Consider the following 26,371-nt stretch of genomic DNA (forward strand, 5'->3'; position numbering starts at 1 on the left):
GCGTTCGGGTGGTAACACGACCATGCCCGTCGGGTCGGCAATCCGGCGTGCGTATACATCCAGGTCAAGGAGGCTGAAGTGATTCAGCAGGAGTCGCGACTGCGCGTCGCCGACAACACGGGTGCGAAGGAAATCCTCTGCATCCGCGTTCTCGGTGGTTCGTCGCGTCGCTATGCCGGCATCGGCGACATCATCGTCGCCACCGTCAAGGACGCTGTCCCCGGCGGCAACGTCAAGAAGGGCGAGGTCGTCAAGGCCGTCGTCGTGCGCACCGTCAAGGAGCGTCGTCGCCCGGACGGTTCGTACATCAAGTTCGACGAGAACGCGGCCGTTCTGATCAAGGCGGACAACGACCCGCGTGGCACTCGTATCTTCGGCCCGGTCGGCCGCGAGCTGCGCGAGAAGAAGTTCATGAAGATCGTTTCGCTGGCTCCGGAGGTGCTCTGACATGAAGGTGCACAAGGGCGACACGGTGCTCGTCATCTCGGGCAAGGACAAGGGCGCCAAAGGTAAGGTCATCCAGGCCTACCCGAAGGAGAACCGGGTCCTGGTCGAGGGCGTGAACCGGATCAAGAAGCACGTTGCCAACTCCACCAACCAGCGTGGCGCCTCCTCGGGCGGCATCGTGACCCAGGAAGCTCCGATCCACGTGTCCAACGTGATGGTCGTCGACTCCGACGGCAAGCCGACCCGCGTCGGCTACCGGGCGGACGAGGAGAGCGGCAAGCGGGTCCGGATCTCCCGTAAGAACGGGAAGGACATCTGACATGACCACCTCTGAGAAGACTCAGCCGCGTCTGAAGGCGCGCTACCGTGCCGAGATCAAGGACGCGCTGAACAGCGAGTTCAACTACGCCAACGTGATGCAGATCCCGGGCGTGGTGAAGGTCGTCGTGAACATGGGTGTCGGTGACGCCGCGCGCGACGCCAAGCTCATCAACGGTGCGGTCCGGGACCTGGAACTGATCACCGGTCAGAAGCCCGAGATCCGCAAGGCCACCAAGTCCATCGCGCAGTTCAAGCTGCGTGAGGGCATGCCGATCGGTGCGAAGGTCACCCTGCGCGGCGACCGCATGTGGGAGTTCCTGGACCGCCTGGTCTCCATCGCGCTGCCCCGTATCCGCGACTTCCGCGGTCTGTCGCCGAAGCAGTTCGACGGCAACGGCAACTATACGTTCGGCCTGAGCGAGCAGTCGATGTTCCACGAGATCGACGTGGATTCCATCGACCGACCGCGCGGTATGGACATCACCGTGGTGACCACCGCGACCAACAACGAAGAAGGCCGTGCCCTGCTCAAGCACCTCGGCTTCCCGTTCAAGGAGAACTGAGCACATGGCTAAGAAAGCACTGGTCAACAAGGCCAACGCCAAGCCGAAGTTCGCGGTCCGGGCTTACACCCGCTGCCAGCGCTGCGGCCGTCCCCACGCCGTCTACCGCAAGTTCGGCCTGTGCCGCGTGTGCCTGCGCGAAATGGCGCACCGCGGTGAGCTCCCGGGCGTGCACAAGAGCTCCTGGTGAGCTTGCGCTCCTTGTGAGCGCACCCGCACGAAACTGAACAAGGGCACGGCCTCCACCAGAGGCCGTGCCCTTGCTTGTTTTCAGGCCCGTACATTCATGGGACAGCGGCTGGAGGGATCAACCCGGGCCCTCGATTCGCTTGTCGCGGTTCAGAATTCGAGTTCGGACCAGGGGATGTGGATCGGGAATGGGAAGTCGGCGGTTATCGCGTCGGAATCCTTGGGAGTCCATTTGCCGATGAGCAGGTAGTTCACGGGATACAGCGGGTGGACTCCCTCCGGGAGGTCGCCGTGGGTTGTTTCCAGTGCGAACGCGCGGGCCATTGCGATGGCGCTCCGCTCGCGTTCCAGCGTCACTTCCCAGTACCAGGGGATGCCCGCTTTCGCGTAGCGCGCCTTCTTCTCATCGATATCGGTCTGGGTGTTCGATGGTGACAGGACCTCACCAGCCAAGAGCACGTCGTCGGCACGAACATCCTGATAGGGGACTGGGAGGCACCGGTGTACCAGGAAGTCCGGGGTCACGAAATCGGACTTTCCCGATGTGCCGAAGAAGATGTTCGTTTCCGTGTGGACTCGCCAGCACTGCTCCGGGTTCGTGGCCATATCCCCCCGTGCGCACCGACGCAGGCCGCTCCACAGCAGGTTGGTGAATTCCTGATGCTCGGCAGGCCCACGCCGTACCCAGACCACCCGCCCATCCCATAGTTCGATCTGCCGAGCAATCTCCTCGGGCAACTGCTCGAGTTCCTCCCACGTCATGTACTCGGGAAGGTCAGGTCGTTCGAAGCGCCGCAGCGACATCCCCCAATCCTAATCTCGCCCGCCGACCGCTCGAGGCTCTCGCATACCTTCGGGTTCGGGGCACGGCGTTTCGTGCGGTGAGTCGATGTGCGCGGCGCCGGAAGGTCTGCGTGAACAGGCATTCCTCGCGTGTTTGGTGTCCAGAGTGCCTGGAGGTGGGGCTGGGGCATGGCGGTGGCGATTGGCGGCGGAAGGCATATGCGTATGGCGGCATATGTTGTGGCTTTCGGGGAGCGGCTCGAACCGTCGGGGCCGATTTTGTCCTGGTCAGCCCATTGCCTACACTAGAGCGGTTGCGTGGGCGCTTCTGTGTCCGCATGTCCTTGGTGCGATGCTGCATCGACGTGTGGACGGCCCTCGCACCGAGAGCTCATATGAGAACTCAATCCGGTCGGCAAATGTCGGCCGGACCGCCGAATTGCTATAGGCCCACGGCTGGCGTGCCGATGCGTACGCCGGTGTTGCATGGGAACCGTAGCGAGAAAGGTGTCAAGGTCGAACTATGACCATGACTGATCCGATCGCAGACTTCCTGACACGTCTGCGCAACGCCAACTCGGCGTACCACGATCAGGTGAAGGCTCCGCACTCGAAGCTCAAGGCGAATATCGCCGAGATCCTCAAGCGCGAGGGTTACATCGCCGACTACCGGACCGAGGACGCGACCGTGGGCAAGACCCTCGTCGTCGACCTCAAGTACGGCCCCAGCCGTGAGCGCAGCCTGCAGGGCCTGCGCCGCGTGTCGAAGCCGGGTCTGCGTGTGTACGCGAAGTCCACCAACCTGCCCAAGGTCCTGGGCGGCCTCGGCGTGGCGATCATCTCCACGTCGACCGGTCTGCTCACCGATCGTCAGGCGGCCAAGCAGGGCGTGGGCGGCGAAGTCCTCGCCTACGTCTGGTAAGGGAGGTAGGACAAATGTCGCGTATTGGTAAGAAGCCCATCGCCATTCCTGCCGGTGTCGAGGTCGCCATCGACGGCCAGAACGTGTCGGTGAAGGGTCCCAAGGGCACCCTGACCCACGTCGTCGCCGAGCCGATCACCGTTACCAGGGGTGAGGACGGTCAGCTCGAGGTTGCCCGCCCGGATGACCAGCGCCAGAACCGCTCGCTGCACGGCCTGACCCGCACTCTGGTCGCCAACATGATCGAGGGCGTCACCAAGGGCTACGAGAAGAAGATGGAAATCTTCGGCGTCGGTTACCGTGTCGCGGCCAAGGGCTCGAACCTGGAGTTCGCCCTCGGCTACTCGCACCCGGTGCCGATCGAGGCCCCGGAGGGCATCAGCTTCGCGGTGGAATCGCCCACCAAGTTCTCCGTGTCCGGAATCGACAAGCAGAAGGTCGGTCAGATCTCCGCTGTCATCCACGGACTGCGTAAGCCCGACCCGTACAAGGGCAAGGGCATCCGCTACGCCGGCGAGGTCGTTCGCCGCAAGGTCGGAAAGACGGGTAAGTGATCATGGCGCAAACCGAAAACCAGATTGCCAAGCGCAAGCCGCGCGGCAAGGACGTGTCTACCGCACGTCGTCTGTCGAAGACCCGCCGTCACTTCCGTCTGCGCAAGAAGGTCGTCGGCACCACCGAGCGCCCGCGCCTGGTGGTAAACCGCTCCTCGCGGCACCTGCACGTACAGCTCGTGGACGACTCGATCGGCAAGACCATTGCCGCCGCGTCCTCCATCGAGGCCGATGTCCGCGCGTTGGACGGCGACAAGTCGGCCAAGAGCAAGAAGGTCGGCGAACTGCTGGCCGAGCGTGCCAAGGCCGCGGGCATCGAAGCTGTCGTGTTCGACCGTGGTGGTCACGACTACCACGGCCGGATCGCCGCGTTGGCGGACGCCGCTCGCGAAGCGGGGTTGAAGTTCTGATGACTGCAAACATTTACGGAAGGAACGTCTGATGCCGGGACGTCAGAGGCGTGACGGCGGCAACGGACCCGCCGGACAGCAGAATGGTGCCGCCGGTGGCGGCGACAGCCGGGACGGCCGCGGCGGTGGCCGCGATCGTCGTGGCGGTGGTGACCGTCGTGACCAGCAGACCGACAAGAACCAGCTCGAGCGCGTCGTAGCGATCAACCGCGTCTCCAAGGTCGTGAAGGGTGGTCGTCGCTTCAGCTTCACCGCCCTGGTGATCGTCGGTGACGGCAACGGTCTGGTCGGCGTCGGCTACGGCAAGGCCAAGGAAGTTCCCGCGGCCATCCAGAAGGGTGTCGAGGAGGCTCGCAAGGGCTTCTTCCGCGTTCCGATGATCGGCTCGACCATCACCCACCCGGTTCAGGGTGAGGCGGCGGCCGGTGTGGTCATGCTGCGTCCGGCCTCGCCCGGTACCGGTGTGATCGCCGGTGGTGCGGCGCGCGCGGTGCTGGAATGCGCTGGTATCCATGACATTCTGGCGAAGTCGCTTGGTAGCGACAACGCCATCAACGTCGTGCACGCGACGGTTGCGGCACTCAAGATGCTGCAGCGTCCGGAAGAGGTCGCGGCCCGTCGTGGTCTGCCCCTCGAGGATGTTGCCCCCGCGGGCATGCTGCGCGCACGCGCTCAGGCAGCGGGAGGTCGGTAGTTATGGCAGATCTCAAGGTGACCCAGATCAAGTCGTCGATCGGCGCCAAGGCGAACCAGCGGGAGAGCCTTCGTACGCTCGGCCTGCGTAAGATCCGCCAGACCGTGGTTCGGGAGGACAACCCCCAGAACCGTGGGCTGATCAACGTCGTGCGCCACCTCGTAACAGTTGAGGAGGTCTGACATGACCATCAAGTTGCATCACCTGCGTCCGGCTCCTGGCGCCAAGACCGAGAAGACCCGGGTGGGTCGCGGTGAGGGCTCCAAGGGCAAGACCGCGGGCCGCGGTACCAAGGGCACCAAGGCTCGCAAGAATGTCCCAGCCGCCTTCGAGGGTGGGCAGATGCCGATTCACATGCGGCTGCCCAAGCTCAAGGGCTTCACGAACCGGTTCCGCGTGGAATACCAGGTCGTGAATGTCGGCTCGATCGCCAAGCTGTTCCCCGAGGGCGGCGCGGTCGGCAAGGCGGAGCTGGTGGCCGCCGGCGCGGTTCGCAAGAACCAGCTGGTCAAGGTTCTCGGCGATGGCGAGATCGGCGTCGCGGTCCAGGTGACCGTCGACAAGGTGACCGGCGCCGCCAAGGAGAAGATCACCGCGGCCGGTGGCACTGTCACCGAGCTGGGCTGACGGTACTCTGCAGATAGTGGCACCGGACGAGTGAAGAGCTCGTCCGGTGCCACTGTTAGAGTTCAATTGTTGTCTGCCAAGCCTCGTCATGGGTTTTCTATATCCGTGGCATGACCATGTCGTTCGCCAGGAGGATCTGTGCTTTCCGCCTTCGTATCGGCCTTCCGGACTCCGGACTTACGGCGGAAGATTCTCTTCACGCTGGGGTTGATCGCGCTGTACCGCTTGGGTGCTTCGCTGCCGTCCCCCGGTGTCGATTACAAGAACGTCCAGGAATGTATAGACCTGGTCTCCGGCGGTGATTCCAAAGGCATCTACCAGCTGATCAACCTGTTCTCCGGTGGTGCGCTGCTGCAGTTGTCGGTCTTCGCGATCGGCATCATGCCCTATATCACCGCGAGCATCATCATCCAGCTGCTCACCGTTGTCATCCCGCGTTTCGAAGAACTGCGTAAAGAAGGCCAATCAGGCCAGAACAAGATGACGCAGTACACCCGATACCTCTCGATCGCGCTCGCGATCCTGCAGGCCACGGGTCTGGTCGCGCTGGCGGCCCGCGGCCAGCTGCTGCAAGGCTGCCAGAAGGACATCCTGGCCGATACCAGCATCTTCGGCATGGTGATCATTGTGCTGGTGATGACCGCCGGTGCCGCACTGGTCATGTGGTTCGGCGAGCAGATCACCGAGCGCGGCATCGGCAACGGCATGTCGCTGCTGATCTTCGCCGGTATCGCCGCGCGCATCCCCACCGAGGGCAAGAACATTCTGGACAACCGCGGCGGACTGGTTTTCGGTCTGGTCTGTGTGGCCGCATTCGCGATCGTCACCGCGGTCATCTTCGTCGAGCAGGGCCAGCGCCGAATTCCGGTGCAGTACGCCAAGCGTGTGGTCGGCCGCAAGATGTACGGCGGTTCTTCGACCTATCTGCCGCTGAAGGTCAACCAGGCCGGTGTCATTCCGGTGATCTTCGCTTCTTCACTGTTGTATCTGCCCAACCTGGTTGCGCAGCTGACCTCCTCGAAGAATGCCACCGACCAGAGTTGGTGGCAGGAGATCATCCAGAAATACTTGGTGAACCCGGGCAACCCGGCCTACATCGCGATCTACTTCGGTTTGATCGTGTTCTTCACCTACTTCTATGTCGCGATCACCTTCAACCCGGAGGAACGCGCGGACGAGATGAAGAAGTTCGGTGGGTTCATTCCCGGATATCGTCCCGGTAGGCCCACCGCCGACTACCTCAATTTCGTATTGAGCCGCATTACCCTCCCCGGCTCGATCTACCTCGGTCTTGTGGCCGTCCTGCCGAACCTGTTCCTCGATATCGGCGCGTCCGGTGGCACCCAGAACCTTCCGTTCGGTGGCACCTCGGTGCTGATCATGGTGAGCGTCGGCTTGGACACCGTGAAGCAGATCGAAAGCCAGCTGATGAATCGAAATTACGAAGGGTTCCTCAAGTGAGACTTGTACTGCTCGGACCGCCGGGCGCCGGCAAAGGCACTCAGGCCGACCTCCTGTCGGACAAGCTGGGTGTCCCACACATCTCTACCGGGGACCTGTTCCGCACCAATATCACCGCCCAGACGCCGCTGGGCCGGGAGGCGCAGAAATACATCGACGCGGGCGATCTGGTGCCCAGCGATGTGACCAACCGCATGGTCGAGGCTCGGGTCGCCGAGCCGGATGCCGCGAACGGCTTTGTGTTGGACGGCTACCCGCGCACGGTCGATCAGGCCGACGCGCTGGAGAAGATCCTCGCGGATATGGACAAGAAGCTCGACGCGGTGCTCTGCTTCGTTGTGCCCGAGGACACCGTGGTCGCCCGGATGATGGCGCGCGGCCGCAAGGACGACAACGAGGATGTGATCCGCAACCGGCTCCGGGTGTATCGCGAGGAGACCGAGCCGCTGCTGGAGCATTACGACGGTCTGGTCGTCTCGGTCGACGGTGTCGGTGAGATCGACGAGGTCAACGCGCGCGCGTTGCGCGCCCTGGGACACTGAGGCCGGATGGTCTTCAACCGCAAGAAGAAGGTCGTGCCGTTCCGGACGGCAGGCGAACTGGATGCGATGGCGGCGGCCGGTGCGATTGTCGGCCGCGCGCTCGTCGCGGTGCGCGCGGCGGCCAAGCCCGGTGTTTCCACCCTGGAACTGGACGAGATCGCCGAGCAGGTGATCCGCGACGCGGGCGCCGTGCCGTCGTTCAAGGGTTACCACGGCTTTCCGGGGTCGATCTGCGCATCGGTGAACGACCGTGTGGTGCACGGGATTCCGACCTCGTCGGAGATCTTGAGCGAAGGTGATCTGGTCTCGATCGACTGCGGCGCGATTCTCGAAGGCTGGCACGGTGATTCGGCCTGGACCTTCGGTGTGGGCACGATCATCGAGGCCGATCAGCTGCTCAGCGATGCCACCAAGATGTCGATGGAGGCGGGTATCGCAGCCATGCTGCCCGGCAACCGGCTGACCGATGTGTCCCATGCCATCGAAATCGGTACACGCGCGGCCGAAAAGGAGCACGGTCGGTCCTACGGCATCGTCGACGGTTATGGTGGGCACGCCATCGGCAGGGAGATGCATATGGATCCGTTCCTGGCCAACGAGGGTGCGCCGGGTAAGGGGCCGAAACTCGTGGTCGGATCGGTGCTCGCGATCGAGCCGATGTTGACGTTGGGCACGACGCAGACAAAGGTACTCGACGATGATTGGACCGTGGTGACGGTGGACGGTAGTCGGGCGGCGCACTGGGAACATTCGGTCGCCGTTACCGAGGATGGGCCGCGGATTCTCACGGTTCGTCCGGAGTAAGAGCCTCGAAGGCTCGAGCCGAACAGGTACGGTCGGGCCGACCGCTCGAAACTATTGCGGCCGAACTCGATCGGGCGCTACGCCTACAGTTGGGTCTGTAGCTCGACTGTGTTGTGCGATTCGGCCCACATTGTGCCGTGTGCGGCGGCAACCCTATCCGACTCCGAGTTCGGTGACCTCGCGGCGAGGAGCCGAGCCGCACCGACGCCCGAAGGTCGTAAATGTCTGGTACCCAACGGCTTCGGACACAATGCGTCCGCCGCCCGAACCTGACGTTACCCAGCTTGCGCTGGATCGGTGACGTCGTTCCTTGCACCCGCGCTCGTGCGTCTTACCGCATTCGGGGGTAATCCAGGGGATCGACCGCAATCACAGGGGCGATGATTTCTCCTCCGATTCGTAACGCACTTCGACGATGGAAGAAGCGTATGACCGGGGCAGGGGTGCGTACCCGAGTAGATAGCTACTCGAATTCCCTTGTGGGATTGCGCAGTTCCGCAGCGAACCGTGATCCGACGGTTGGCCTTTGCGGCCGTCTGATCCGGTCTCCGCACTGCTCAGGGCCGGTGCAGTGGGTGCACGGCGCCGCGCGTAAGTAGCGGCTTCCGCTAGACGTCCGCCGAGCGCATTGCGACTCGATCCGCCTGCGGTGCCGCCGTATCGGCCGGTCGTCGCACGGCGCGGATGACCATGGTGCGGAGGGGAAAGTCGAATTCGCCGTCAGCGGCTTCCCGCCTGCCGTGCGGTTCGCGATCGAGGCCCTGCCCGACCGCTCCGAAACCCATTGGGAAGTATCCGGTTAACTCCCGTTGCCGCGGAAGAACAGGACGGCCGGGTGCTGGGTCTTCCAGCTGGGGCAGGATCGCGGCGCGCATACCGGCGATCAGGTCCAGTGGGTCGTCGCGGTCGAGCCACAGCGCGTGCCGATGGTAGTCGACGAGACCCGTTGCTGGACGTGCATTTTCGCAGTCGATAACTGCGGGAGAAGCTAATTAGCGGACTAGCGCCCGATTGATCGCTAGTCGTCGTAACGCCGTGCGCAGCCCGCGACGTCCCGGCGTCCGGTCGGTGTTGACGACCGTGGACGAATCGATGCCCTTGAACTTATGTTCGGATGCGGTTTCGGGTGCGTCGTCCGAGGAGGCGATCAGCAGGCTGTCGGGCAGCGCCAGTTTGTGGATGGTCCGTAGCGTCAGCAGATATTGGCGCAGTAGTGGACCGGTGGTGTACGGCAGGTCGTATTTGTCGCACAGTGCGCGCACGCGCCGGGAGATCTCGGCGTAGCGGTTGCTCGGCAGGTCGGGGAACAGGTGGTGTTCGATCTGGTAGCAGAGGTTGCCGCTGAGGAAGGCCAGCACCCGGCCCGCGTCGAAGTTCGCGGTGCCGAGCATCTGGCGCAGATACCACTCCGGTTTTGTCTCGTTTTCCAGGACGGTCGGCGCGAATTTCTCTGCGCCGTCGGGGAAATGCCCGCAGAAGATCACTAGATAGGCCCATAGGTTGCGCAGGACATTGGCACTGGTATCCGCAGCCAAGGTGCGCCGCCAGCGCCGCCCGCTGAACGCGGGGAACAGCAGATAGTCCTTGCCGGCTTGCCTGGCGACCTTGCCGAGGAGCGCTCTGGTCTGCATCGTCTTCTGGGCCGGGGTCACCGCGCGGAGGTGTTCGGAGTCGTTACCATGCAGTGCGATACCCCACTCGAAGGTGGCCGCCAGCACTAGGTTCAGCAACGGCTGCAGCAGATTCCCTGGGCGCCAACGGTCATCGCGGGTCACACGTATGACGCCGAATCCGATGTCCTCATCCATGCCGAGCACATTCGTGAAGACGTGATGGCGATAGTTGTGCGAATAGCGCCACTGCGACGACAGACCCGCCATATCCCATTCCCAACTGCTGGAATGGATTTCCGGGTCATTCATCCAATCCCATTGGCCGTGGCAGACGTTGTGGCCGATCTCCATGTTCTCGATGCTCTTCGCCATCGCCAATCCGGCAGTCCCGACGATCCAACCGGTCCGCTTGCGACTGAGCGCGATCATCAGCCGCGACCCGGCGTCGAGTGCCCGCTGGAAGGCGATCGTGCGGCGGATGTAGGCCGCATCCCGTGCGCCGCGCTGATCGGTGATATCGCGGCGAATCGCATCGAGCTCGTCGCCGAGTGCCTCGATATCGGCCGCGGTCAGATGCGCGTAGACCGCGACCTGTGTGATTGCCATCCTCATGCCCCCGATCGGGTCAGCGTTTGAATGCGTCCCGCAGCGATCTCGAGAGGCGTTCGACTATGTCGTTGGGGCGCTTGCCGCCGATGTCGGTCCGACGCCGACTGTCTTCGTCCGGTTTGGCGAGTAGCCTTCGCAACCTTGTGCGGAGTGCCCGAATCTGCTGCGCGACCCTGTCTTCGATCGTCATCGGAATATTCCTGTCTCCGGATGCGCGGCGTCGATGGTGACAGCCGAAACCGCCCGACCGGCCGCTGCGCGATCCGGTATATCCACAGCTTAAGCCCTATCTACGCCGCCTGTCTACGGCGTAGGCTTACATCGTTAACAGTTGTGCTGTCTTCATCGAGAGGCGCTGAATCAGATGAACGGAATCAGGGAAGGACCCGTCGGTTACCCCAAGAATCCAGTCAGCGCGCACCGCGCCAACGCCGGGAATGCTCCACTGACCAGGGCCGCGATGCTGGCGGCCGCGCTCGAGATCATCGACCGCGACAGCATCGAGCGGCTTTCGATGCGACGCCTTGGCGCGGCCCTCGGCCGGGACCCCATGGTGCTCTACCGGCATGCCGCGAATAAGGCGGCGCTGCTCGACGGGGTCGCCGAGATCGTGCTCGAGCAGTTGACCGTCGACACCGCCGATCACGACTGGCGCCACCAGCTGCGCAGCATCGCACGCGACTTCCGCCGTCTCGCGGTCGACCACCCGAATGTTGTTCCGCTGCTGGTCACCCACCCGCTGGCCACCCCACTCGGGCTCCGACCGGTAGGCACGCTGCGTCCGCTGGAGGACATCCTCGCGCTGCTCACCCGTGCCGAATTCAGCGGCACCGATGCGCTGCACATCTACCGCGCGCTGTTCGGCTTTCTCTACGGCCACATCCTCAACGAACGACAGGAACTCGTCGAACGCCCCGAAGAAGCGACCGACCTGCTGCGCCTGGGCTTGCACCGCCTGCCGATCGGCGACTTCCCACTGCTACGCGGTCTCGCCACCGACCTGGCAGCCTACGACGGCGTCGTCGAACTCGAACGAGGCCTGGACATTCTGCTCACTGGCCTGACCGCCACTATGACCCGCCCGCCACGCGACCGAGAAGGGAGCGTCGACCATGATGCACCAGCTGACCCGAACCGACTCGGGTAGACCTCCACGCAATCCTCGTCGGCTGCGACAAGAACTCGAATTCACCATGGACTCAACCCCTTCGGTCGACGGAGTATGGCGTCCGCGCGGCAATGACCTCGTGGTCGAACTACCGGATCTGCTCACGTCGGTCGCGACCCGACTCGGCCCGATCCATCGAGTGATCTATCACCTCGACGAATGGGCCGCAGCACCAAGGAAACTCCGCAGTGGTGGGCGACTGGTGCGGCTCGACGGTTACCGGCACAAGGCCCGGCATACGCTCGGTGTTCTCGGGGTGAGTGGTGTTCAGCTCACGCTAGTAGTGGTTACCCCGGCTGACATCGAAACGATTGCGGCGCAGCAGCGTTGGGACTCCGAAGGCGGGTCGGTGGCCTGATCGGCAAAAGATCATCGCTCTTGGCTGGGCAGCGTCGCCGCGAGTCCGGTGAGCAGAATATCGAGACCTCGTTCGAGTTCGGTGGCGCCGTCATAGGCCGCCAGCGCCGGAGCGAGTTCGCGCAGCAACGGGAACTCCGCGATGGGCAGCCGATGCAGCCCGAGGCGCAGCACCTCGTCGGTTTCCTCGGGGCTCTCCACGATCTCCTGCAGCTCGTTGAGCACGTGACCGTAGAGAAAGCCGAACAGTGCACGGTAAATGTGCAGGGCATCCGCACCGGAAAACCCGGCGCGGGTGAGCAGCGCGAGGATGTTCTCGAGCGGACGGACCACCGCTCGAGGACGCAGCCCCAACGGAGTCGCCAACGGCCGGGTCACCAGCAGCGGTACCGCCTTCGGATGGGCCAGTGCCAAGCGCCGGAAGTCGCGGGCGACCAGCCGCAACTGAGCGGTCCAGTCCGCGTCGGAGGCATCGATCGACAATTGCGCGAAGACGACCTCGGCGACACCGTCGAGCACCGCCGCCTTATTCGCCACATGTCGGTAGACCACCATCGGATCCCGCCCCACCGCGTCAGCCAAGCGCCGCATCGAGAGTCCGTCGATCCCGTCCCGATCGACGATCTCGAGCGCCGCGTGCAGCACCGTCGCCCTGGTCACCGGACCGCCGCCTCGGCCTGCGGTGGCCGGCGCGGGCCGCCCGGATCGGGAGTTCATGCGATCGGTCGGTGGTTCGGTCATCTCGAAGAATTCTCCAGTTTCTCAGCGTCTGCGCTGTAGGTCATGATCGTAGACCTACAGCGTTGACATTACGTCATAATGGGCGTCTACTGGAAGAACCAACAGATCTGAGGATCTGCGTCATCGTCGTCATCCGATCGGTGCTCATGTCCGCGGGCGCCAGCGGCCACCCGCGGTCGCCGCGACTTCTACTGTTCGTCCAGACGGCACGCGGGCACCGTCGCGCACGTCCGCGACACCCGTCGATCGGCGGGCGCCACAGCCGAAACAGGAGCACCGTCATGTCACCGAAAAAGATCCGCTCACCGTCGGCTCGGCATCGTGTCCCGCCGGAATACACTCCTCGATTGAGACTGAAGCCGAAGGCCGCACGCGACGGATATATCGATGGCGCCTGGTGGCCCCGATCCGGCGTACTCGCCGCCGAACTCCCAGATCTCCTGGCGGTCCTATCAGTGGGGCTCGGCCCGGTCTGGCGCGTCGTCTATGACCCCGCGTGCTGGTCGGGCGCACCCCAGCAAATAACCGTCGACAACCGAACGGTCCGGCTCGATCCATATCGCTTCGAGCGGTGGAACACGATGTTCGTCTTCGGCCGGGACAGCGGCTTGATCGTGCTCCGCGTCATCCCATCGGCGACCGCCGAGGACGTCGCACATGCTGCCCTCATGGCGACCGTCAAGCCCGAACCGGCGACCATGGCCGCCAGTGGAATCGAGTCCAGATCATGAGTCACATCAAGGCACACCGCCCGATCACCAATCACCGCGACATGACCGGCAACACCGGCCCGCCCGTGCTCGATCGGCAACCGTTCCGGAAACCTACCCGGACACCACGTCTGCTGCTGCGCGGAGCCGGCTCCAGTGCCGGACATGTCGACGGCGCCTGGTGGCCGTGGACGGCCAACCTCACCGCCGAACTGCACGATCTGATCAGCGTGCTCACCCCACGCCTCGGCTCGACCGTGCGAATCGGCTTCGGTTGGAACGCGGTCAGTCTCGCCCAACGCCGCATCGACCACGACGACGGCATCCGACTGCACGGACCAGGCGCTGCTCAACCAAACGATGTCATGCATCTGGTAGGCGCCGGCGGAACTCATATGGCTCTGCTGGTCATCCCTGCCGACACCCCGCCCGATCAAGCGAACAGTCTGATGCGGTCGTCGACACGAACCGAAACACCGCACCAACTCGGCATCCGAGCTGGAACCCAATAACACTGGCGCACTGTCGATTACAGTCCGGCGTGCGAGAACAGTCCGGGCGAGCCGATGGACTGTTGTGCTACCGGCTCGGCCGATACCTTGCGATGTCCGCAATCTCGAACGACCCGCTCGAATAGAGCTAGGTAGGCATCGATCATGCGATCAGCGGTGAACCGTTCGAAGACGTCGTCCCGGCAGGCGGAACGGTCGAGCCGTCCGATATCCGATACCGCCGCGACCGCACCCGCGACATCGGAGACAAGGAATCCGGTGCGACCGTGGCGGACGATCTCCGGCATCGAACCCAATGGTGTCGCGATGACCGGTGTCCCGGTGGCCATGGCTTCGACGACCGACAAACCGAACGGCTCGGCGAAACCGATCAAATGCAGTAGCGCGCGGGCACCCCCGAGTAGCGCGTCCCGCTCTGCCGGGCCGACCGGACCGCGATAGGTCACATCGGTGCCGGTGAGGTGCGGTTCGACCGCCGTGCGGAAGTATTCCTCGTCTTGGATCACGCCCGCGATGATCAATGGCAGTCCGGCCTGCCGCGCCACCTCGATCGCCAGGTGCGTCCCTTTATCCGGATGAATTCTGCCCAGAAACAGCAGATATTCGCCGTGCTCCGGCCGAAATGTGAACTGAGCGAGATCGATACCATGATGAATCGTCGCCGCATAGCGCAGATCTGGGTCGCGATCGGCGTCGGTGATCGCCACGTAGTGGGCGATGTCACCGAATTCTCGATAAACCGGGACAATATTCGGCGAGGAGAAGCCGTGAATCGTCGTCACCATCGGTGTAGATACCAGCCTGCTGTAAGTCAGCGGCATGAAGTCGAAATGGTTGGCGAGTATGTCGAATTCCCCGGCCCGCGCGAATGCCGTCGAATTGTGCAGCGCTTCGAAGACTTTCGCATCCGCACCGGCCGTCTCCTCGTAACCCGACGGTACGGCGGAGACCAGCCGTGCCGAGGTCGCGGAGTCCGCCGTTGCGAACAGTGTGACATCGTGCCCACGCGCGACAAACCCCTCGGCCAGCGTCGAAGCGATTTGCTCCCAGGGGCCGTAATTCTTCGGAGGTGTACGGTGTGCGACCGACGCGATAACGCCGATTCTCATATATTCCTCGATTACTGGCGGCAAGACCGCCGAGAGTCGCCCCAGATGTGGGCGAACAGGATGCGGGGATCATATCACACTAATTTTTGCCGACCCGAGTGTTATGATCGAGACCTGGTTGCCGATCCCTTCGTGTCTTTTTCCGGAGCGGATTCTCAAGCGCTTCAGCGCAACACGATCAGCCAGTTGAGTGGCTGCAGACAGCGGCACCGTCGGCGCTGCCTCGAATCAGAAAGGCTGGCGTAGTGTCGGTTCGGTCCTTTGGCGTTCTGAGTACTTACGCACCGACCCAGTGCGGACTGGCCACCTTCACCGCCGCGCTCGTCGATGCATTGTCCGCACCCGGCGAAATCTGTTTCGGGCCGGTTGATTTCGGGCGCCGCCCTACCGTCGGCGTCGTCGCGGTGGTCGACAGTCCGGATCCGACACCGGCCCCCGAGGTGGCACATCAGTGGGAGCGCAGCGACCATCGCGGTGCCGCCGCCGCGGCCATCGCGCTCAACCGTTTCGATATCGCGGTCATCCAGCACGAATATGGCATCTATAGTGGGCGAGACGGCGTCGATGTCCTCGAAATCGTTCGTGCCCTTCGCGTTCCGGCCATTGTCGTGCTGCATACAGTGCTGGTGACTCCGACACCGCAGCAGCGGATGATCCTCGAGCAGCTCGCCCGTAATTGCGCGGCCATCGTCACCATGACGAATACGGCCCGTCGACGACTCATCGACCACTACGCGGTCGACCCGGCCAAGGTCCGGGTAATTCCACACGGCGCCACCGACAATCGCTCCGGACAGCCGGGCGATCAACACCAGCCGATCTCCCGCACGCCGGTAATCCTGACCTGGGGATTGCTCGGTGCGGGTAAAGGCATCGAATGGGGCATCGACGCGATGGCCCACATCGCCGACCTGCGACCGGCCGCGCAGTACCGCGTGGTGGGACAGACGCATCCGAGAGTGCTCGCGCGCCAGGGTGAGTCCTACCGCAGCGGGCTCGTCGAGCGCGCCCGGCGCCGCGGCGTGGCCAACGCCGTGCACTTCGACGCCCGCTACCTGTCCAACATCGAGCTGTACCGGCTCATCAGGCAGGCCGATGTCGTTCTGCTGCCCTATGATTCGCGCGAGCAGGTGACATCCGGCGTGCTCATCGAGGCGGTCGCGGCGGGCAAACCGGTGATATCGACCCCCTTCCCGCATGCCGAAGAACTGCTTTCGAGCGGCGCGGGCCTGCTGGTCGATCGAGAATCACCGACCGAAATCGCCGCGGCGCTGCGCCGCGTGATCACCGAACCGGGCCTCGCGGCCACAATGGGTGCCGAAGCGAAACGTATCGCACCCGACCTACTGTGGACTTCGGTAGGCCGGAAGTACCGTGATCTTGCCGCGGAAACGCTGCGCGCCGATACGGAACTGGCCACGGCATGAATACCATCAGCATCTCCTACGCGCACCTCTACCGACTCAGCGACGAGTGCGGCATCTTCGAACACTCGAGGTTCACCACGCCCCGCATCGAAAACGGTTACTGTGTCGACGATGTCGCGCGCGCACTAGTGGTGGCCGTTCGCGAGCCCGAGCCGACCGAACAATTACTCGACAACGCCGCCGTGTATCTGGACTTCATCGTCGCGGCACTGAGCGAGGACGGAACCTGCCACAATCGTCGCGGCACGGACCGGAGTTGGCAGGACGAACCGAGCCTCGAAGATCACTGGGGCCGCGCCCTATGGGCACTCGGCTCCGTCGTCGCCCGCCGACCCGATCTGGCGCAGATCGCATTGGCGCACTTCACCATCGGGGCACAAGGGCGATCCCCGTATCCCCGGGCAATGGCCTTCGCCGCACTCGGCGCCGCCGAGGTACTGGGTGTCCAGCCGGGAAACACACAAGCGCGTGAGCTACTGGCCGCCGCCTCCGCTCGGATCGGTCCGCCGACACGCCGTCTCGACTGGCGCTGGCCCGAGCCGCGATTGCACTATGCCAACGCGGTGCTGGCCGAAGCGCTGCTCGCGGTCGGCGCACTGCTACCTGGACAGGGCCGCGTCTATGCCGATGGGCTCGCGATGCTGCGCTGGTTACTCGAGATCGAAACCTCGGGTGATCATTTATCGGTCACCCCCGTCGACGGCTGGGTGACCGGCGAAACCCGGCCCGGCTTCGACCAGCAACCCATCGAGGTCGCGACCCTGGCGGACGCCTGCGCCCGCGCCTACGACGACACCGGCGACCAGCGGTGGAAGGATGCGGTACTGCTGTGTGAGGCGTGGTTCCGTGGCACGAACGACGTCGACACTCCCCTGATCGACCCGGTCAGCGGCGGCTGCTGCGACGGACTCGAGCACACCGGCCGGAACGAGAACCAGGGCGCCGAGTCGACGCTAGCGTTGATCTCCACGCAGCAACAGGCACGCCGACTCACGCTGGCCGGGTAGTGGCTAACCCCGCCGATCTCATCCGGCGCAGTGCCGTGGTGCTGGTGCCGGATGCCAGCAGAGTCTCGGCCAGGCTATTTTTGCCCGGCCAAGAGATTCTCGGACAGGGGATTTCACGCGCCGAGGCCATCATCGACCGGGTGCTCGCACTCACCGATGCGGACCTGCTGGCCAGCCTGGCTTCCGTGCGCCGCCGGTTCGGCGATCGCCACCGCGATATCGACGCGACATTCGCCACGCATGCGGCGCTCGTCGAACATCTGCTGCCACGGCGGGGGACACTGACCCCGGCGCGCAGGCAGCTCATCGGCGCGTATTTCACCCAGGAGTTCGCGGTCGAAGCCGCGGCGCTGTTCAATCCGTCGATGGTCGCGCACCCGGACCAATCCGGCCTGGCGGCGGGCGAGCTGCGGTTCGTCATGAGCGTGCGCGCACTGGGCGAGGGGCACCTTTCGAGCGTTGAGTTCCGGACCGGCACAGTCGCACACCATGATTCGGTTCGCCTCGACAAACCTTCGCCCTTTCTGGACACCGGCCGGGTCGCCGCCTCGGCGGCAGGCAACTACACCGTGAACTTCCCCGCCGATCGCCCGCTCTCGGAGCGGGTGCTGTTTCCCGAGAGTCCCGACGAGAGCCGCGGCATCGAGGACACGAGGCTGACCCGGTTCACCGAGGCGGATGGGACGATTACCTACTACGGCACCTACACTGCTTTCGACGGCGCGCACATCGCGCCGCGGCTGTTGCGCACCAACGACTTCGGCACCTTCGTCAGCACTCGGCTGGCCGGATCCGGGGCCGAAGACAAAGGGATGGCACTGTTTCCGCGGCGGGTCGGCAACCGCTACCTGATGCTCTCACGGTGGGACCGGGAAAACATCAGTGTGGTCAGCTCTTCCGATACTCGTGTGTGGCGTGCGCCGGTCACCGTCTATCGACCGACCAACTCCTGGGAGCTGATCCAACTCGGCAACTGCGGTCCACCGATCGAGACGCCCAACGGCTGGCTGGTGTTGACCCACGGCGTCGGTCCGATGCGCACGTACGGCATCGGCGCGATCCTGCTCGATCTCGACGACCCGACTCGACTCATCGGTGCACTCCGCGAGCCGCTGCTTGTCCCGAACGAAGACGAACGCGACGGCTACGTGCCGAACGTGGTGTACTCGTGCGGCGCGCTCGTCCACCGGAACACCCTGGTGCTGCCCTACGGCTGCGGCGACTCCGCCATCAGATTCGCATTCGTCGACCTGTCCGCTCTGCGCCGACAGCTCATCGCTTAGACCTGGCGGCACCGGGATCCGGGAGTGGCCCTTCTCGACGTGCACAGGGTGTCGGGGTAGTTCTCAGCCCCCGCTCGACTTGCGGAAGAACAGGACGTTGTCGCCGTAGTCGGCGAGCGGAATGGCCAGTGCCGCTTGCCGGATGCCGCTGGCGGGCAGGTGGGTGAGTTTCGCGAACATATCGGTATTGCCGAAAGCGGCACGCACTTGGGTTTCGGACGCGTAGTCCGCGCCGTAGTCGGCCAGGGCCGCGAAGTCCAAGGGCGCCAATGGTGTATCGAGCGGGGCTTGTCCGCTCGGTCGGCCGAGCGCGGCGTATTGGGTGGCCACACCGTCCTCGTATCGGCACAGCTCGTAGGACATTTTTTCGTTGGCGGTAACGCTGATCACCGGCCAGCGCGCGGAAAGGTGCTGTGCCAGTGGATGTTTGCCGACCGGCGACATCTCCCAGTTCAAGCTCATGACGACAACCGAACCGCCGTATGGCTGTTCGATCAACACCACATCATCGCCCAGAGTTTCGGCCGTATTCAGTTCGGGGTCGAAGGTGTGCCAGTGGGTTTCATGTGCCCCGCGCACGGCGGAGCGGTCCACCTGGCGCGCGTTGTCGGTGGCGTAGGCGGCGATGATCGCGGCGCGGACCTGGGCGAGGGCGTCGCGAGCGCTGCAGCGGACACTCAACGCGCCGAACGTCGCACCGATTTCCACCGGCCGGGAAGGGGGATCGGGTAGGGCGCCCGCAGCCAGCGGCTTCAAGCCGACCAGCGCGAGCTTCCAGTTGATCTCCTCGATCGTGGCGAGATCACCGGAGGTTTGGTACAGAATCTGCTGCTGCGTGAGATGTCCGGCGCGCTGTAAGGTCCGGGCTTCGAGTTTGGTGAGCGCGGTGAAGGTCTTGTTCGTGAGATCGATATCCTCGATCCGGGTTTCGCGCAGCCGCGCGGTCATCTCCGGTGAGGTCAGTGCCGAGTACCGCTCGCGGTACATCGCGACGGCCTGTTTGCGCTGGCGGCCGACCATCAGCGTACGCAGCAGCATATTCAGGCTGGCGAGATACTTTCCGGATTGCTCCGGATTCGCCGCGAACAGTGCGCTGCGGATGCGCACGGCATCCTCGCTGGCGGCGACGGCGGCCTTCGGGTCGAGGCGACACAACCAGACGCCGCATTTCGACAGCCCGTCCGCGCAGACCGCGGCCACCTGCGGATGCGTCCGCGACACCTGGCGGTAGGTATGGCAGGCATTGCGGATGGTGCTCGCCGCGAGTTCCCGGTGACCGATGTGTCGGGTCGCCTGCTCGAAGACGCGCAGCGCATCCTGGACTTCGCCCGCGAACTCGGCGGTCACGCGACCGGCGGCGAGCCAGTGCAGCCGGATACCGACGGATTCCTGCGATGGCGCGAGCGCCTCGGCCGTCCGGTCCCTGCCGGGCCCGTTTTTCGTCGCTACCAGGCCTTTTGCGAGGTCGCACAGCGAAGTGGCCAAACGCAATTCGTTCTCGATCGTCCGGTCGATCGCTGCCCGGCGATCCTCGGCTACCCGACGCTCGAGTGCACTCAGATCCATCGCGACCTCAACTCCCGCTTACCCTTCCGCGCCACGGTCGTCGAGCGGCCGCATTCTGCTCGACCGAGTTTGCCATAGAAATGGCCGGAATGAGCAGGCAATCCACCGGTGACCGCTGCCGCCGAGATCGACCGGTTGACAGCGGTTGTGTTCAGCCCTCGAGCAGCAGTGTCACGGGCCCGTCATTGACGAGTTCAACCTCCATGTGCGCACCGAACTTCCCGGTGGCGACGGTTGCGCCGAGCTCGCGCAGCGCTTGGGCGAAGGTCTCGACCAGCGGTTCGGCGACAGCGCCGGGAGCGGCCGCGGACCAGGACGGCCGCCGTCCCTTGGCGGTATCGGCGTACAGGGTGAACTGGCTGACCACGAGAATCGGCGCATTCAGATCCGCGGCGGCGCGTTCCCCCGCCAGGATGCGCAGCCGCCACAACTTGTCCGCCAATGCCTTCGCGGTGGCCTCGGTGTCGTCATGCGTCACGCCGACCAGGGCGACCAGGCCCTGCGGATTCGGATCGATCCGGCCCACGGTCTGGCCGTCGACGGTCACTTGCGCGGCGGATACGCGCTGCACCAGTACTCGCATGCATCGATCCTCGCACCCGGAGGTGGGTGCGCCGGACTTCTGTCAGGTCTCGTCCGGGTCGTCGGGTTTCGCTGTTTCGTTGGGCCGTGCCTCTTCGGTGTGTGACGACGCCAGATCGCGCAAGATCGCCGGATCGATCGCGAGGTCCTGCATCGGAGCGAGATCCGTCGACGGGATCGGCGTATCACGGACTGTCAGAAAGGTATCGAGGAGCGCGAGGGCGTCGGGGGAGAGATCGGAACCGGCAGACGCCAGTTCGTCCTGCAGGATTTCCACCCCGGATGCCGCCTCGATACCGGGCGATGTGGGATCGACCCGCCGCCATCGCACCGCGGCTGTCCACGACGGATCGCCACCGGCCCACGCCCAGATGACATCGCGAACAACCTTGTGCCGCAAGGTGTATACGCGAAAATGTTCCGACGCGGATCCGGCCCGGTGCTCGATTTCGTAGACCCACTCGTGGCGGCGCGTTCGGATATAGGTCTCCTCCGCACGTGCGACGACCAGGAACGGGTCATCCGGGTCGGCGGCCGCGACCACGAAGTCGTCGAGCAGTTCGCGGGTGAGGTAGGGCAGTGACCGGCCGTCGCCGACGGTCACATGGACGTCGAGGTGTCCACGGGGGTCGTAGAGGTGCCCCGTCTCGACGTCGAGCACGGCGAGATCGCGATCCTTGGTGAGTTTCAGCACGGCGAACAGGTGCTGGCCGCGGTTCGGTCCCCAGGTGCGCAGTACGGCGCCACGTGAATCCGCCACTGCCGCAATGAATCCGACCGCGCCTCCGTTGCGGTTGATTTCGGTGATGAGGTCGTCGACGGCGGGTGGGGTCGCGCTGTTGTCCGGTGCCGTGCACATCTGCTGGTACTGCTCGAGTACGTCGAGCGCGGTATCGACGGCGTTGGCGGGTACCACCGCGAACTCACAGGTCACCGCCAGGCTGGTCAGCAACGCCTCGAATTCAGGGGTCGGGCGCACCTCGACATTGTGATCGGGATCGACCTCGGTGATGGCGGCCAGGCTGATCTTCCCGTCGCCCCACCAGTAGACCGCCGGACTGATGGGCCGCGGCTCGCTGCGGTAGGTATTGGCGGCCACCTTGCCAAGCAGGATCATCGCCGTTAGCGCATTCGGTCCGACAATCGGATGTGCGTAGACATTGCCCTCCTGTGAGACGACGAAAAGCGCACCGTAGGTTCCGATTACCGGATAGTCGCCGAGCCAGTTCGCGTGGGCACTCGCGCAGTCGGAGCCACTCAGAATGGCGAAATGCGCATCGTTGTAGTTGCGCCATTCGATCTCGAGGCGCCCGGCGGCGCGGGTGTTCGCCTCGGCCAGCTCGAAGAGCTCGGTACTGTCGATCTGCCACTGGTGGAGCTGATCGGTGGTGATGGCCTCGGCGGTGAGAAGTTGCTCGATCACCACCACCGCGATGATGCCCGGCGCGACGTAGCGGCCGACGATGTCGATACCCGCAATGGTGTCCGATGACGCGAATCGTGTCCTGAGAAGTGCACGCACCGCACGGAATTCGTCGGTAGCGAGTGGATCGGTGCAATCCAGATCCACTCGCGCGAGGAATGTCTCGACATGATCTGCGATGAGCGCGGGCCACTGCTCCAACGGCTGCTCGTTCAGCCTGCGTCGCAGGTTGTGCAACCACAGGAAATGCGGCCCATCCCCGCGCGGCCCCACCAATCGCACCTCGTCGGGTTCAGTTGCCAGGCACGAGTACCCCATATGCTCAGCCGCCACGGTCACCAGCGAAATCAACGGGTCCGAAGGCAAGTCGGCCACGATATCTCCTGAAATCGGCGTCCCCTCGACCCTAGGCGTCCCGACACGCACCCGTTGTTGCCGTCTGTGGGAGGTCCACTTGCTCGGCCATGACCTGCGTTACGGTCTTCCCAGATGTGGGTACGGTCCGCAGCGGTAGACTCGAGGCCGTCGATAGGGTCGGCTCATGACGGGGTGATGGTTGCGTAAAAGCAACCGAAGTCAAGCCGCTACACCAATTCTCTTAGAAGACATGGGGATATGACTAAGGGTTACGATGAGAGGCCGGTCACACTGGCTCCTATTTTCCTGGCCAGTTTCGCACTATGGGTCGGTCGCAGCGTTCGGGATGTGGTGAATCCGTCGAAAGGCGGGCGGCGGGGGTTGGTCGTACCCGATCGGGATTTCAAACTCGGGACTGTCTTCGATGAGCAGACTCCGGTCGTATTCCGCGGAGTCGCAACGACTTGGCCCGTATTCGAGGATTTCCAGCCCGCGGCGCTGCGCGAGAAGTATGGCGACCAGAAGGTCGCCGCGCTGACCAGTACGACCAATGTGTTCACGCAGGAAACATCGCCGGTAGAGGTGCTCGAATACCGCGACGTCATGGCGGCCGTCTTCGACGAGCCGACGCCGGGTAAGAACTACTACTCACGTGCCGCCGCGGACCCGCAGCCACTCGCCGATCAGCTGCCCGCGCGAGTCGGCACCCGGCAGCAGAGTTCGGCGGCGAGCAGCGTGTGGATCGGCCAGCAGGGCAACCTCACACCGCTGCACAATGACCCGTGGCACGGCCTGCTGATCCAGCTGCACGGACGCAAGCGGGTCCGGCTGTTCCCGCCGAATGAGTACCGCAATGTGTACGGCCGGATACCGATGAAAGTTTCGGACCCCTACACCGGGCTTCCCGACGAATTCGACCCGGACGTGAGCAGCTTCGAGAAGCTGGGCGAGGCGTCCTACTACGACGTGGTCCTCGAGACCGGTGACATCCTCTACATCCCGATGTTCTGGTGGCATCAGGTCGAATCCGTGGATCCGGCGATCTCGTATGTCGCCCGCTACAACCCGAGCTACTTCGAATTCATGAAGGCGGCCTTCTTCCCGATGGCGGTGCGCGGTGTGCTGCGCATTATCGACAGCATCGTGGGCAGGTTCCGCAAGCCGAAGTGACCGCGAACCGCGGTTGGTGGGCGCTGTAGCTGGCGCGGCACTTGCCGTTCATGTTCGAGCTACGGATGAGTTGCCAAGCGCCGGCGCCGGTACCGCCGACGACGCCTGTGCCGCCAACGACACCGGAGCATCCGCAACCCCCAACATTTCCATCTCACGACTCAACGGCACCTCCCACGATCCAACGATGTCCCCGTACGACCGAACACACGCACCGTCCCACGGATATCCGGCGGATCCCCCCGACTCGCCCGCGTGCCCCCATCAACAATGCGTCATCCGCGAGACTGAGGAAGAATCCGGGCTCAATATCGAGATAACCGGGCTACTCGGTATCTACACGGATCCCGAGCACATCATCGAATCCGCGGACGGCGAGATACGCCAAGAGTTCAACATCACGTTTTACGGCCGCGTTGTCGGCGGCCGGATCACGGTCAGCAACGAATCCACTGAGGTCGGTTTCTGAGCCTGGACGAGCTAGCCGAGTTGCCGGTACACGCCACGGTGCGATTACGGCTACGACACCATGCAGAGCAACGGACCTAGGCCCGTAACGGGCTCTGGCACTGAATCCACCGAAACTATCAGCCGGCCAACGATCACGCTCCGGCCATTGCGCTGCCGTACCGCGCATCCCGTCGCCATCCACAAAACGACGGAACCGTCCGATACGCAGACGCGGCCGACTACGCCCGACGCAGCGCTGGACATCAAAGTACGCGATCACAGAATGGTGGACTACCGGGCGCTGGGATCTGCGCAGGCATTCGCGTTCGCCAATGTGTGCGTCAAATGTACTGCATACCAGCATTATTCGAATGAATAGTATATCGCGCTGCCATATCGCCTGCAGTACCAGACAATTGGGTAAAGATGAAGGTTCTGCCGAAGGAAGTCATGAATACGCGCAAGCTCCTACTGGTGTCATTGATGTCCGTGCCGCTATTGACAGCCGGTTGTTCACACCAGAATTCGAAACCGATCTCCCAGGTCGTGCCGCATCCGCCCGCGGCGCACGAGGCCGCGCGGGACCCGGTTGGTCCGGGGCCGTCGGGGACCTATACGGTGCAGCCCCAACCGGCCGAGGGCAGCTGCCATTTCGGCAAGTCTGCCAGCGAGCAGCCGCTTCCCGATCCGGTGTGTACTCCAGGCGCGGCCAATCCCAAGGTCACTGCGGATACTTTGGGCAGCACCATCTGTGCGAGCGGCTACACCTCCTCGATCCGCCCGCCCGCCAACATCACCAACCGGGAGAAAGACGCCAACGCCAAGTCTTCGGTGACGACGGCACCTTTGATATCGACAGCGCCCTCTATCAACTCACCCTCGCCGGTGTGACGATCACCTTGCCGGAGCTGATCTCGCGGGAAGCCGCGATCGCTCAGGTCCGCCAGTTCGTGCTGGATCAGAACATGGACACCACCGGCTATCCGCTGGAGAACCCGCGCGCGGACCGGATCAGGGTCGGCTGGATGGTGTACGTGCCGACCGAGCCCGGTGAGATCTCGATCTGTCGGGCGATCTTTTATGTCGCGGATGACGGTGTGCTGGAACAATCTTCGTCATCGGTGGCGCCGTCGGTCTACGCGGTGGAGTTCGAGCGGCGCTTCCAGCAGCGGCACGGTTCGGTGCGGAGCTAGGATCCGTCGGTGCGCCACCGATAGCCGAAACCGCGGATGGTGGCGATCAAACCGGGCCGGTCGAGTTTCGCGCGCAATCCGGCCATATGCACATCGAGCGCGCGCGATACCGAGGCCGATGAGTCGCCCCAGATGCGGTCCATCAGCTCTTGTCTGCTGACGGCGGTGTCGGGTCGCTCCGCCAGGATCCGAACAAGCTGGAATTCCTTGTGGGTGAGCGTGATCGGCACTCCGGCGACTTCGACTCGCCGAGCCATCAGATCCACCCGAACATCTTGGGACACAACCGCTTCCACGGGGGAGGTGTGGATCACGACGCGACGGGTGACCGTCTCCAGCCGCGCGACCAGCTCCGCGATTCGCGGCGGTTTCACCAGATAGTCGTCCGCGCCGGAGCGCAGCGCGAGGACGACGGTGCGCTCACCGGCCCGGGCGGTGAGGATCAGCACGGGTACCGCACTGACCGCACGCAGCCGCCGCAATACCTCCAGCCCGTCCATATCCGGAAGTCCGAGATCGAGGATCACCGCGTCGTAGTCGCGGTGTGTGCGGAGTAGGTCGGCACCGCGCCGCTTACGGTCGACGAGGTAGCCCCGAGCTGTGAGCGCGGCCTGCAGCGCGTCGCCGACTCCGTCATCGTCTTCCACCAGCACAAGCCGCACGCGCCGATCCTTGCAAAGCGAAGCTTCGACGCGCAGGCGTTTTGCGGATAGCCGTGCTCAGCTGGTCCTTTCGCGCGACCTGCAAGCAGTCGACACCACGTCCTCGGCCGTGTCC

General features: G+C 64.1%; 34 protein-coding genes. 24 read left to right on the plus strand and 10 right to left on the minus strand.

Translation table 11 applies throughout. The features are described from left to right. Positions 1 to 78: 78 nt before the first annotated feature. From rplN to ACQP2U_RS04320, 4 genes are read left to right on the plus strand one after another with little or no spacing between them, the layout of a single operon-like run. Complete coding sequence (gene rplN, locus ACQP2U_RS04305) at positions 79 to 447, plus strand: 50S ribosomal protein L14 (protein WP_040686591.1); 369 nt, start codon at positions 79 to 81, stop codon at positions 445 to 447. A 1-nt stretch (position 448) separates the two neighbouring features. Continuing rightward, entirely contained in the window at positions 449 to 766 is a 318-nt protein-coding gene (gene rplX, locus ACQP2U_RS04310) for a 50S ribosomal protein L24 (protein WP_040686592.1), read from the plus strand. Between the two features lies 1 nt (position 767). Next, positions 768 to 1,331 (plus strand): 50S ribosomal protein L5, encoded by a 564-nt coding sequence (gene rplE / locus ACQP2U_RS04315; protein WP_062983164.1) that lies wholly within the window; start codon positions 768 to 770, stop codon positions 1,329 to 1,331. Between the two features lie 4 nt (positions 1,332 to 1,335). Further along, positions 1,336 to 1,521, plus strand: a complete 186-nt coding sequence (locus tag ACQP2U_RS04320; protein WP_014981705.1) for a type Z 30S ribosomal protein S14 — start codon at positions 1,336 to 1,338, stop codon at positions 1,519 to 1,521. A gap of 149 nt (positions 1,522 to 1,670) precedes the next feature. Here ACQP2U_RS04320 and ACQP2U_RS04325 read toward each other — a convergent pair whose 3' ends face one another. Continuing rightward, positions 1,671 to 2,324, minus strand: coding sequence for a Uma2 family endonuclease (locus ACQP2U_RS04325; RefSeq protein ID WP_433713507.1), 654 nt, complete (start codon positions 2,322 to 2,324; stop codon positions 1,671 to 1,673). Positions 2,325 to 2,826: 502 nt separating this feature from the next. Between ACQP2U_RS04325 and rpsH the strand changes: the two genes are divergently transcribed. The 9 genes from rpsH (at position 2,827) to map (ending at position 8,317) form a co-directional block, all read left to right on the plus strand. After that, complete coding sequence (gene rpsH, locus ACQP2U_RS04330; protein ID WP_062983150.1) at positions 2,827 to 3,225, plus strand: 30S ribosomal protein S8; 399 nt, start codon at positions 2,827 to 2,829, stop codon at positions 3,223 to 3,225. 14 nt (positions 3,226 to 3,239) lie between these two features. After that, positions 3,240 to 3,779 carry a 50S ribosomal protein L6 gene (gene rplF / locus ACQP2U_RS04335; protein WP_433713509.1) on the plus strand — a complete coding sequence of 180 codons (540 nt, stop codon included), beginning with the start codon at positions 3,240 to 3,242 and terminating at the stop codon, positions 3,777 to 3,779. Between the two features lie 2 nt (positions 3,780 to 3,781). Next, positions 3,782 to 4,189, plus strand: coding sequence for a 50S ribosomal protein L18 (gene rplR, locus ACQP2U_RS04340; RefSeq protein WP_397031466.1), 408 nt, complete (start codon positions 3,782 to 3,784; stop codon positions 4,187 to 4,189). A gap of 31 nt (positions 4,190 to 4,220) precedes the next feature. Further along, complete coding sequence (rpsE, locus tag ACQP2U_RS04345) at positions 4,221 to 4,883, plus strand: 30S ribosomal protein S5 (RefSeq protein WP_364780190.1); 663 nt, start codon at positions 4,221 to 4,223, stop codon at positions 4,881 to 4,883. A 2-nt stretch (positions 4,884 to 4,885) separates the two neighbouring features. Beyond that, positions 4,886 to 5,065, plus strand: a complete 180-nt coding sequence (gene rpmD / locus ACQP2U_RS04350; RefSeq protein WP_062983142.1) for a 50S ribosomal protein L30 — start codon at positions 4,886 to 4,888, stop codon at positions 5,063 to 5,065. A 1-nt stretch (position 5,066) separates the two neighbouring features. Beyond that, positions 5,067 to 5,510 carry a 50S ribosomal protein L15 gene (gene rplO / locus ACQP2U_RS04355; RefSeq protein WP_062983140.1) on the plus strand — a complete coding sequence of 148 codons (444 nt, stop codon included), beginning with the start codon at positions 5,067 to 5,069 and terminating at the stop codon, positions 5,508 to 5,510. A 138-nt stretch (positions 5,511 to 5,648) separates the two neighbouring features. Beyond that, the gene (gene secY, locus ACQP2U_RS04360) at positions 5,649 to 6,971 is read left to right on the plus strand and encodes a preprotein translocase subunit SecY (RefSeq protein ID WP_433713510.1); all 1,323 of its coding nucleotides are present in this window, start codon (positions 5,649 to 5,651) and stop codon (positions 6,969 to 6,971) included. Beyond that, positions 6,968 to 7,513, plus strand: coding sequence for an adenylate kinase (locus ACQP2U_RS04365; protein WP_433713511.1), 546 nt, complete (start codon positions 6,968 to 6,970; stop codon positions 7,511 to 7,513). The genes secY and ACQP2U_RS04365 overlap by 4 nt, the downstream gene beginning before the upstream one ends. A gap of 6 nt (positions 7,514 to 7,519) precedes the next feature. Then, entirely contained in the window at positions 7,520 to 8,317 is a 798-nt protein-coding gene (gene map / locus ACQP2U_RS04370) for a type I methionyl aminopeptidase (protein ID WP_433713512.1), read from the plus strand. Positions 8,318 to 8,925: 608 nt separating this feature from the next. Here the strand turns inward: map and ACQP2U_RS04375 are convergent. The 3 genes from ACQP2U_RS04375 to ACQP2U_RS04385 form a co-directional block, all read right to left on the minus strand. Continuing rightward, complete coding sequence (locus tag ACQP2U_RS04375) at positions 8,926 to 9,102, minus strand: hypothetical protein (RefSeq protein WP_433713513.1); 177 nt, start codon at positions 9,100 to 9,102, stop codon at positions 8,926 to 8,928. A 207-nt stretch (positions 9,103 to 9,309) separates the two neighbouring features. Further along, entirely contained in the window at positions 9,310 to 10,536 is a 1,227-nt protein-coding gene (locus ACQP2U_RS04380) for a fatty acid desaturase family protein (RefSeq protein ID WP_433713514.1), read from the minus strand. Between the two features lie 19 nt (positions 10,537 to 10,555). Continuing rightward, positions 10,556 to 10,729: a hypothetical protein gene (locus ACQP2U_RS04385; protein ID WP_433713515.1), complete on the minus strand. Its 174-nt coding sequence runs from the start codon at positions 10,727 to 10,729 to the stop codon at positions 10,556 to 10,558. Between the two features lie 270 nt (positions 10,730 to 10,999). Here ACQP2U_RS04385 and ACQP2U_RS04390 point away from each other — a divergent pair, with 270 nt between their 5' ends. Next, positions 11,000 to 11,686 carry a TetR/AcrR family transcriptional regulator C-terminal domain-containing protein gene (locus ACQP2U_RS04390; RefSeq protein ID WP_433716367.1) on the plus strand — a complete coding sequence of 229 codons (687 nt, stop codon included), beginning with the start codon at positions 11,000 to 11,002 and terminating at the stop codon, positions 11,684 to 11,686. A 46-nt stretch (positions 11,687 to 11,732) separates the two neighbouring features. Continuing rightward, positions 11,733 to 12,065: a DUF5994 family protein gene (locus tag ACQP2U_RS04395; protein ID WP_433713516.1), complete on the plus strand. Its 333-nt coding sequence runs from the start codon at positions 11,733 to 11,735 to the stop codon at positions 12,063 to 12,065. An 11-nt stretch (positions 12,066 to 12,076) separates the two neighbouring features. Here ACQP2U_RS04395 and ACQP2U_RS04400 read toward each other — a convergent pair whose 3' ends face one another. Further along, on the minus strand, positions 12,077 to 12,805 hold the full coding sequence (locus ACQP2U_RS04400; protein ID WP_433713517.1) for a TetR/AcrR family transcriptional regulator C-terminal domain-containing protein: 729 nt from the start codon (positions 12,803 to 12,805) through the stop codon (positions 12,077 to 12,079). Positions 12,806 to 13,152: 347 nt separating this feature from the next. On the opposite strand from ACQP2U_RS04400, the gene ACQP2U_RS04405 reads away from it, so the two are divergent. Together ACQP2U_RS04405 and ACQP2U_RS04410 are read left to right on the plus strand one after the other, a co-directional pair. Then, entirely contained in the window at positions 13,153 to 13,536 is a 384-nt protein-coding gene (locus ACQP2U_RS04405) for a DUF5994 family protein (RefSeq protein ID WP_433713519.1), read from the plus strand. Next, a complete protein-coding gene (locus ACQP2U_RS04410; protein WP_433713521.1) occupies positions 13,533 to 14,027 on the plus strand; it encodes a DUF5994 family protein in 495 nt (164 codons plus the stop codon). The genes ACQP2U_RS04405 and ACQP2U_RS04410 overlap by 4 nt, the downstream gene beginning before the upstream one ends. A 17-nt stretch (positions 14,028 to 14,044) precedes the next feature. Here ACQP2U_RS04410 and ACQP2U_RS04415 read toward each other — a convergent pair whose 3' ends face one another. Further along, on the minus strand, positions 14,045 to 15,136 hold the full coding sequence (locus tag ACQP2U_RS04415) for a glycosyltransferase family 4 protein (protein WP_433713523.1): 1,092 nt from the start codon (positions 15,134 to 15,136) through the stop codon (positions 14,045 to 14,047). Positions 15,137 to 15,381: 245 nt separating this feature from the next. Here ACQP2U_RS04415 and ACQP2U_RS04420 point away from each other — a divergent pair, with 245 nt between their 5' ends. Genes ACQP2U_RS04420 through ACQP2U_RS04430 form a run of 3 tightly spaced genes read left to right on the plus strand, consistent with a single transcriptional unit; the run spans position 15,382 to position 18,853 of the window. Then, on the plus strand, positions 15,382 to 16,563 hold the full coding sequence (locus ACQP2U_RS04420) for a glycosyltransferase (protein ID WP_433713524.1): 1,182 nt from the start codon (positions 15,382 to 15,384) through the stop codon (positions 16,561 to 16,563). Beyond that, complete coding sequence (locus ACQP2U_RS04425; protein WP_433713525.1) at positions 16,560 to 17,570, plus strand: glycosyltransferase; 1,011 nt, start codon at positions 16,560 to 16,562, stop codon at positions 17,568 to 17,570. Before ACQP2U_RS04420 ends, ACQP2U_RS04425 begins: the two co-directional genes overlap by 4 nt. Next, entirely contained in the window at positions 17,570 to 18,853 is a 1,284-nt protein-coding gene (locus ACQP2U_RS04430; RefSeq protein ID WP_433713526.1) for a glycoside hydrolase family 130 protein, read from the plus strand. The genes ACQP2U_RS04425 and ACQP2U_RS04430 overlap by 1 nt, the downstream gene beginning before the upstream one ends. A gap of 63 nt (positions 18,854 to 18,916) precedes the next feature. Here ACQP2U_RS04430 and ACQP2U_RS04435 read toward each other — a convergent pair whose 3' ends face one another. The 3 genes from ACQP2U_RS04435 to ACQP2U_RS04445 form a co-directional block, all read right to left on the minus strand. After that, positions 18,917 to 20,419, minus strand: a complete 1,503-nt coding sequence (locus ACQP2U_RS04435) for a hypothetical protein (RefSeq protein WP_433713527.1) — start codon at positions 20,417 to 20,419, stop codon at positions 18,917 to 18,919. A gap of 151 nt (positions 20,420 to 20,570) precedes the next feature. Beyond that, entirely contained in the window at positions 20,571 to 21,002 is a 432-nt protein-coding gene (gene dtd, locus ACQP2U_RS04440; protein ID WP_433713528.1) for a D-aminoacyl-tRNA deacylase, read from the minus strand. Between the two features lie 42 nt (positions 21,003 to 21,044). Continuing rightward, positions 21,045 to 22,799, minus strand: coding sequence for a hypothetical protein (locus ACQP2U_RS04445; RefSeq protein ID WP_433713529.1), 1,755 nt, complete (start codon positions 22,797 to 22,799; stop codon positions 21,045 to 21,047). Between the two features lie 240 nt (positions 22,800 to 23,039). Between ACQP2U_RS04445 and ACQP2U_RS04450 the strand changes: the two genes are divergently transcribed. The 4 genes from ACQP2U_RS04450 (at position 23,040) to ACQP2U_RS04465 (ending at position 25,594) form a co-directional block, all read left to right on the plus strand. Further along, positions 23,040 to 23,951, plus strand: coding sequence for a cupin-like domain-containing protein (locus tag ACQP2U_RS04450; RefSeq protein WP_433713530.1), 912 nt, complete (start codon positions 23,040 to 23,042; stop codon positions 23,949 to 23,951). A 187-nt stretch (positions 23,952 to 24,138) separates the two neighbouring features. Further along, positions 24,139 to 24,420 carry an NUDIX hydrolase gene (locus tag ACQP2U_RS04455; RefSeq protein ID WP_433713531.1) on the plus strand — a complete coding sequence of 94 codons (282 nt, stop codon included), beginning with the start codon at positions 24,139 to 24,141 and terminating at the stop codon, positions 24,418 to 24,420. Between the two features lie 431 nt (positions 24,421 to 24,851). Next, positions 24,852 to 25,292 carry a hypothetical protein gene (locus ACQP2U_RS04460; protein ID WP_433713532.1) on the plus strand — a complete coding sequence of 147 codons (441 nt, stop codon included), beginning with the start codon at positions 24,852 to 24,854 and terminating at the stop codon, positions 25,290 to 25,292. Beyond that, on the plus strand, positions 25,289 to 25,594 hold the full coding sequence (locus tag ACQP2U_RS04465; protein WP_433713533.1) for a hypothetical protein: 306 nt from the start codon (positions 25,289 to 25,291) through the stop codon (positions 25,592 to 25,594). Before ACQP2U_RS04460 ends, ACQP2U_RS04465 begins: the two co-directional genes overlap by 4 nt. On the opposite strand, the gene ACQP2U_RS04470 is transcribed toward ACQP2U_RS04465, so the two are convergent. Beyond that, a complete protein-coding gene (locus ACQP2U_RS04470) occupies positions 25,591 to 26,256 on the minus strand; it encodes a response regulator transcription factor (protein ID WP_397031501.1) in 666 nt (221 codons plus the stop codon). The genes ACQP2U_RS04465 and ACQP2U_RS04470 overlap by 4 nt on opposite strands. Between the last annotated feature and the right edge of the window lie 115 nt (positions 26,257 to 26,371).

The sequence above is a fragment of the Nocardia sp. CA-084685 genome (genome assembly GCF_050955785.1).
In the GTDB taxonomy this organism is placed as follows: Bacteria; Actinomycetota; Actinomycetes; order Mycobacteriales; family Mycobacteriaceae; genus Nocardia.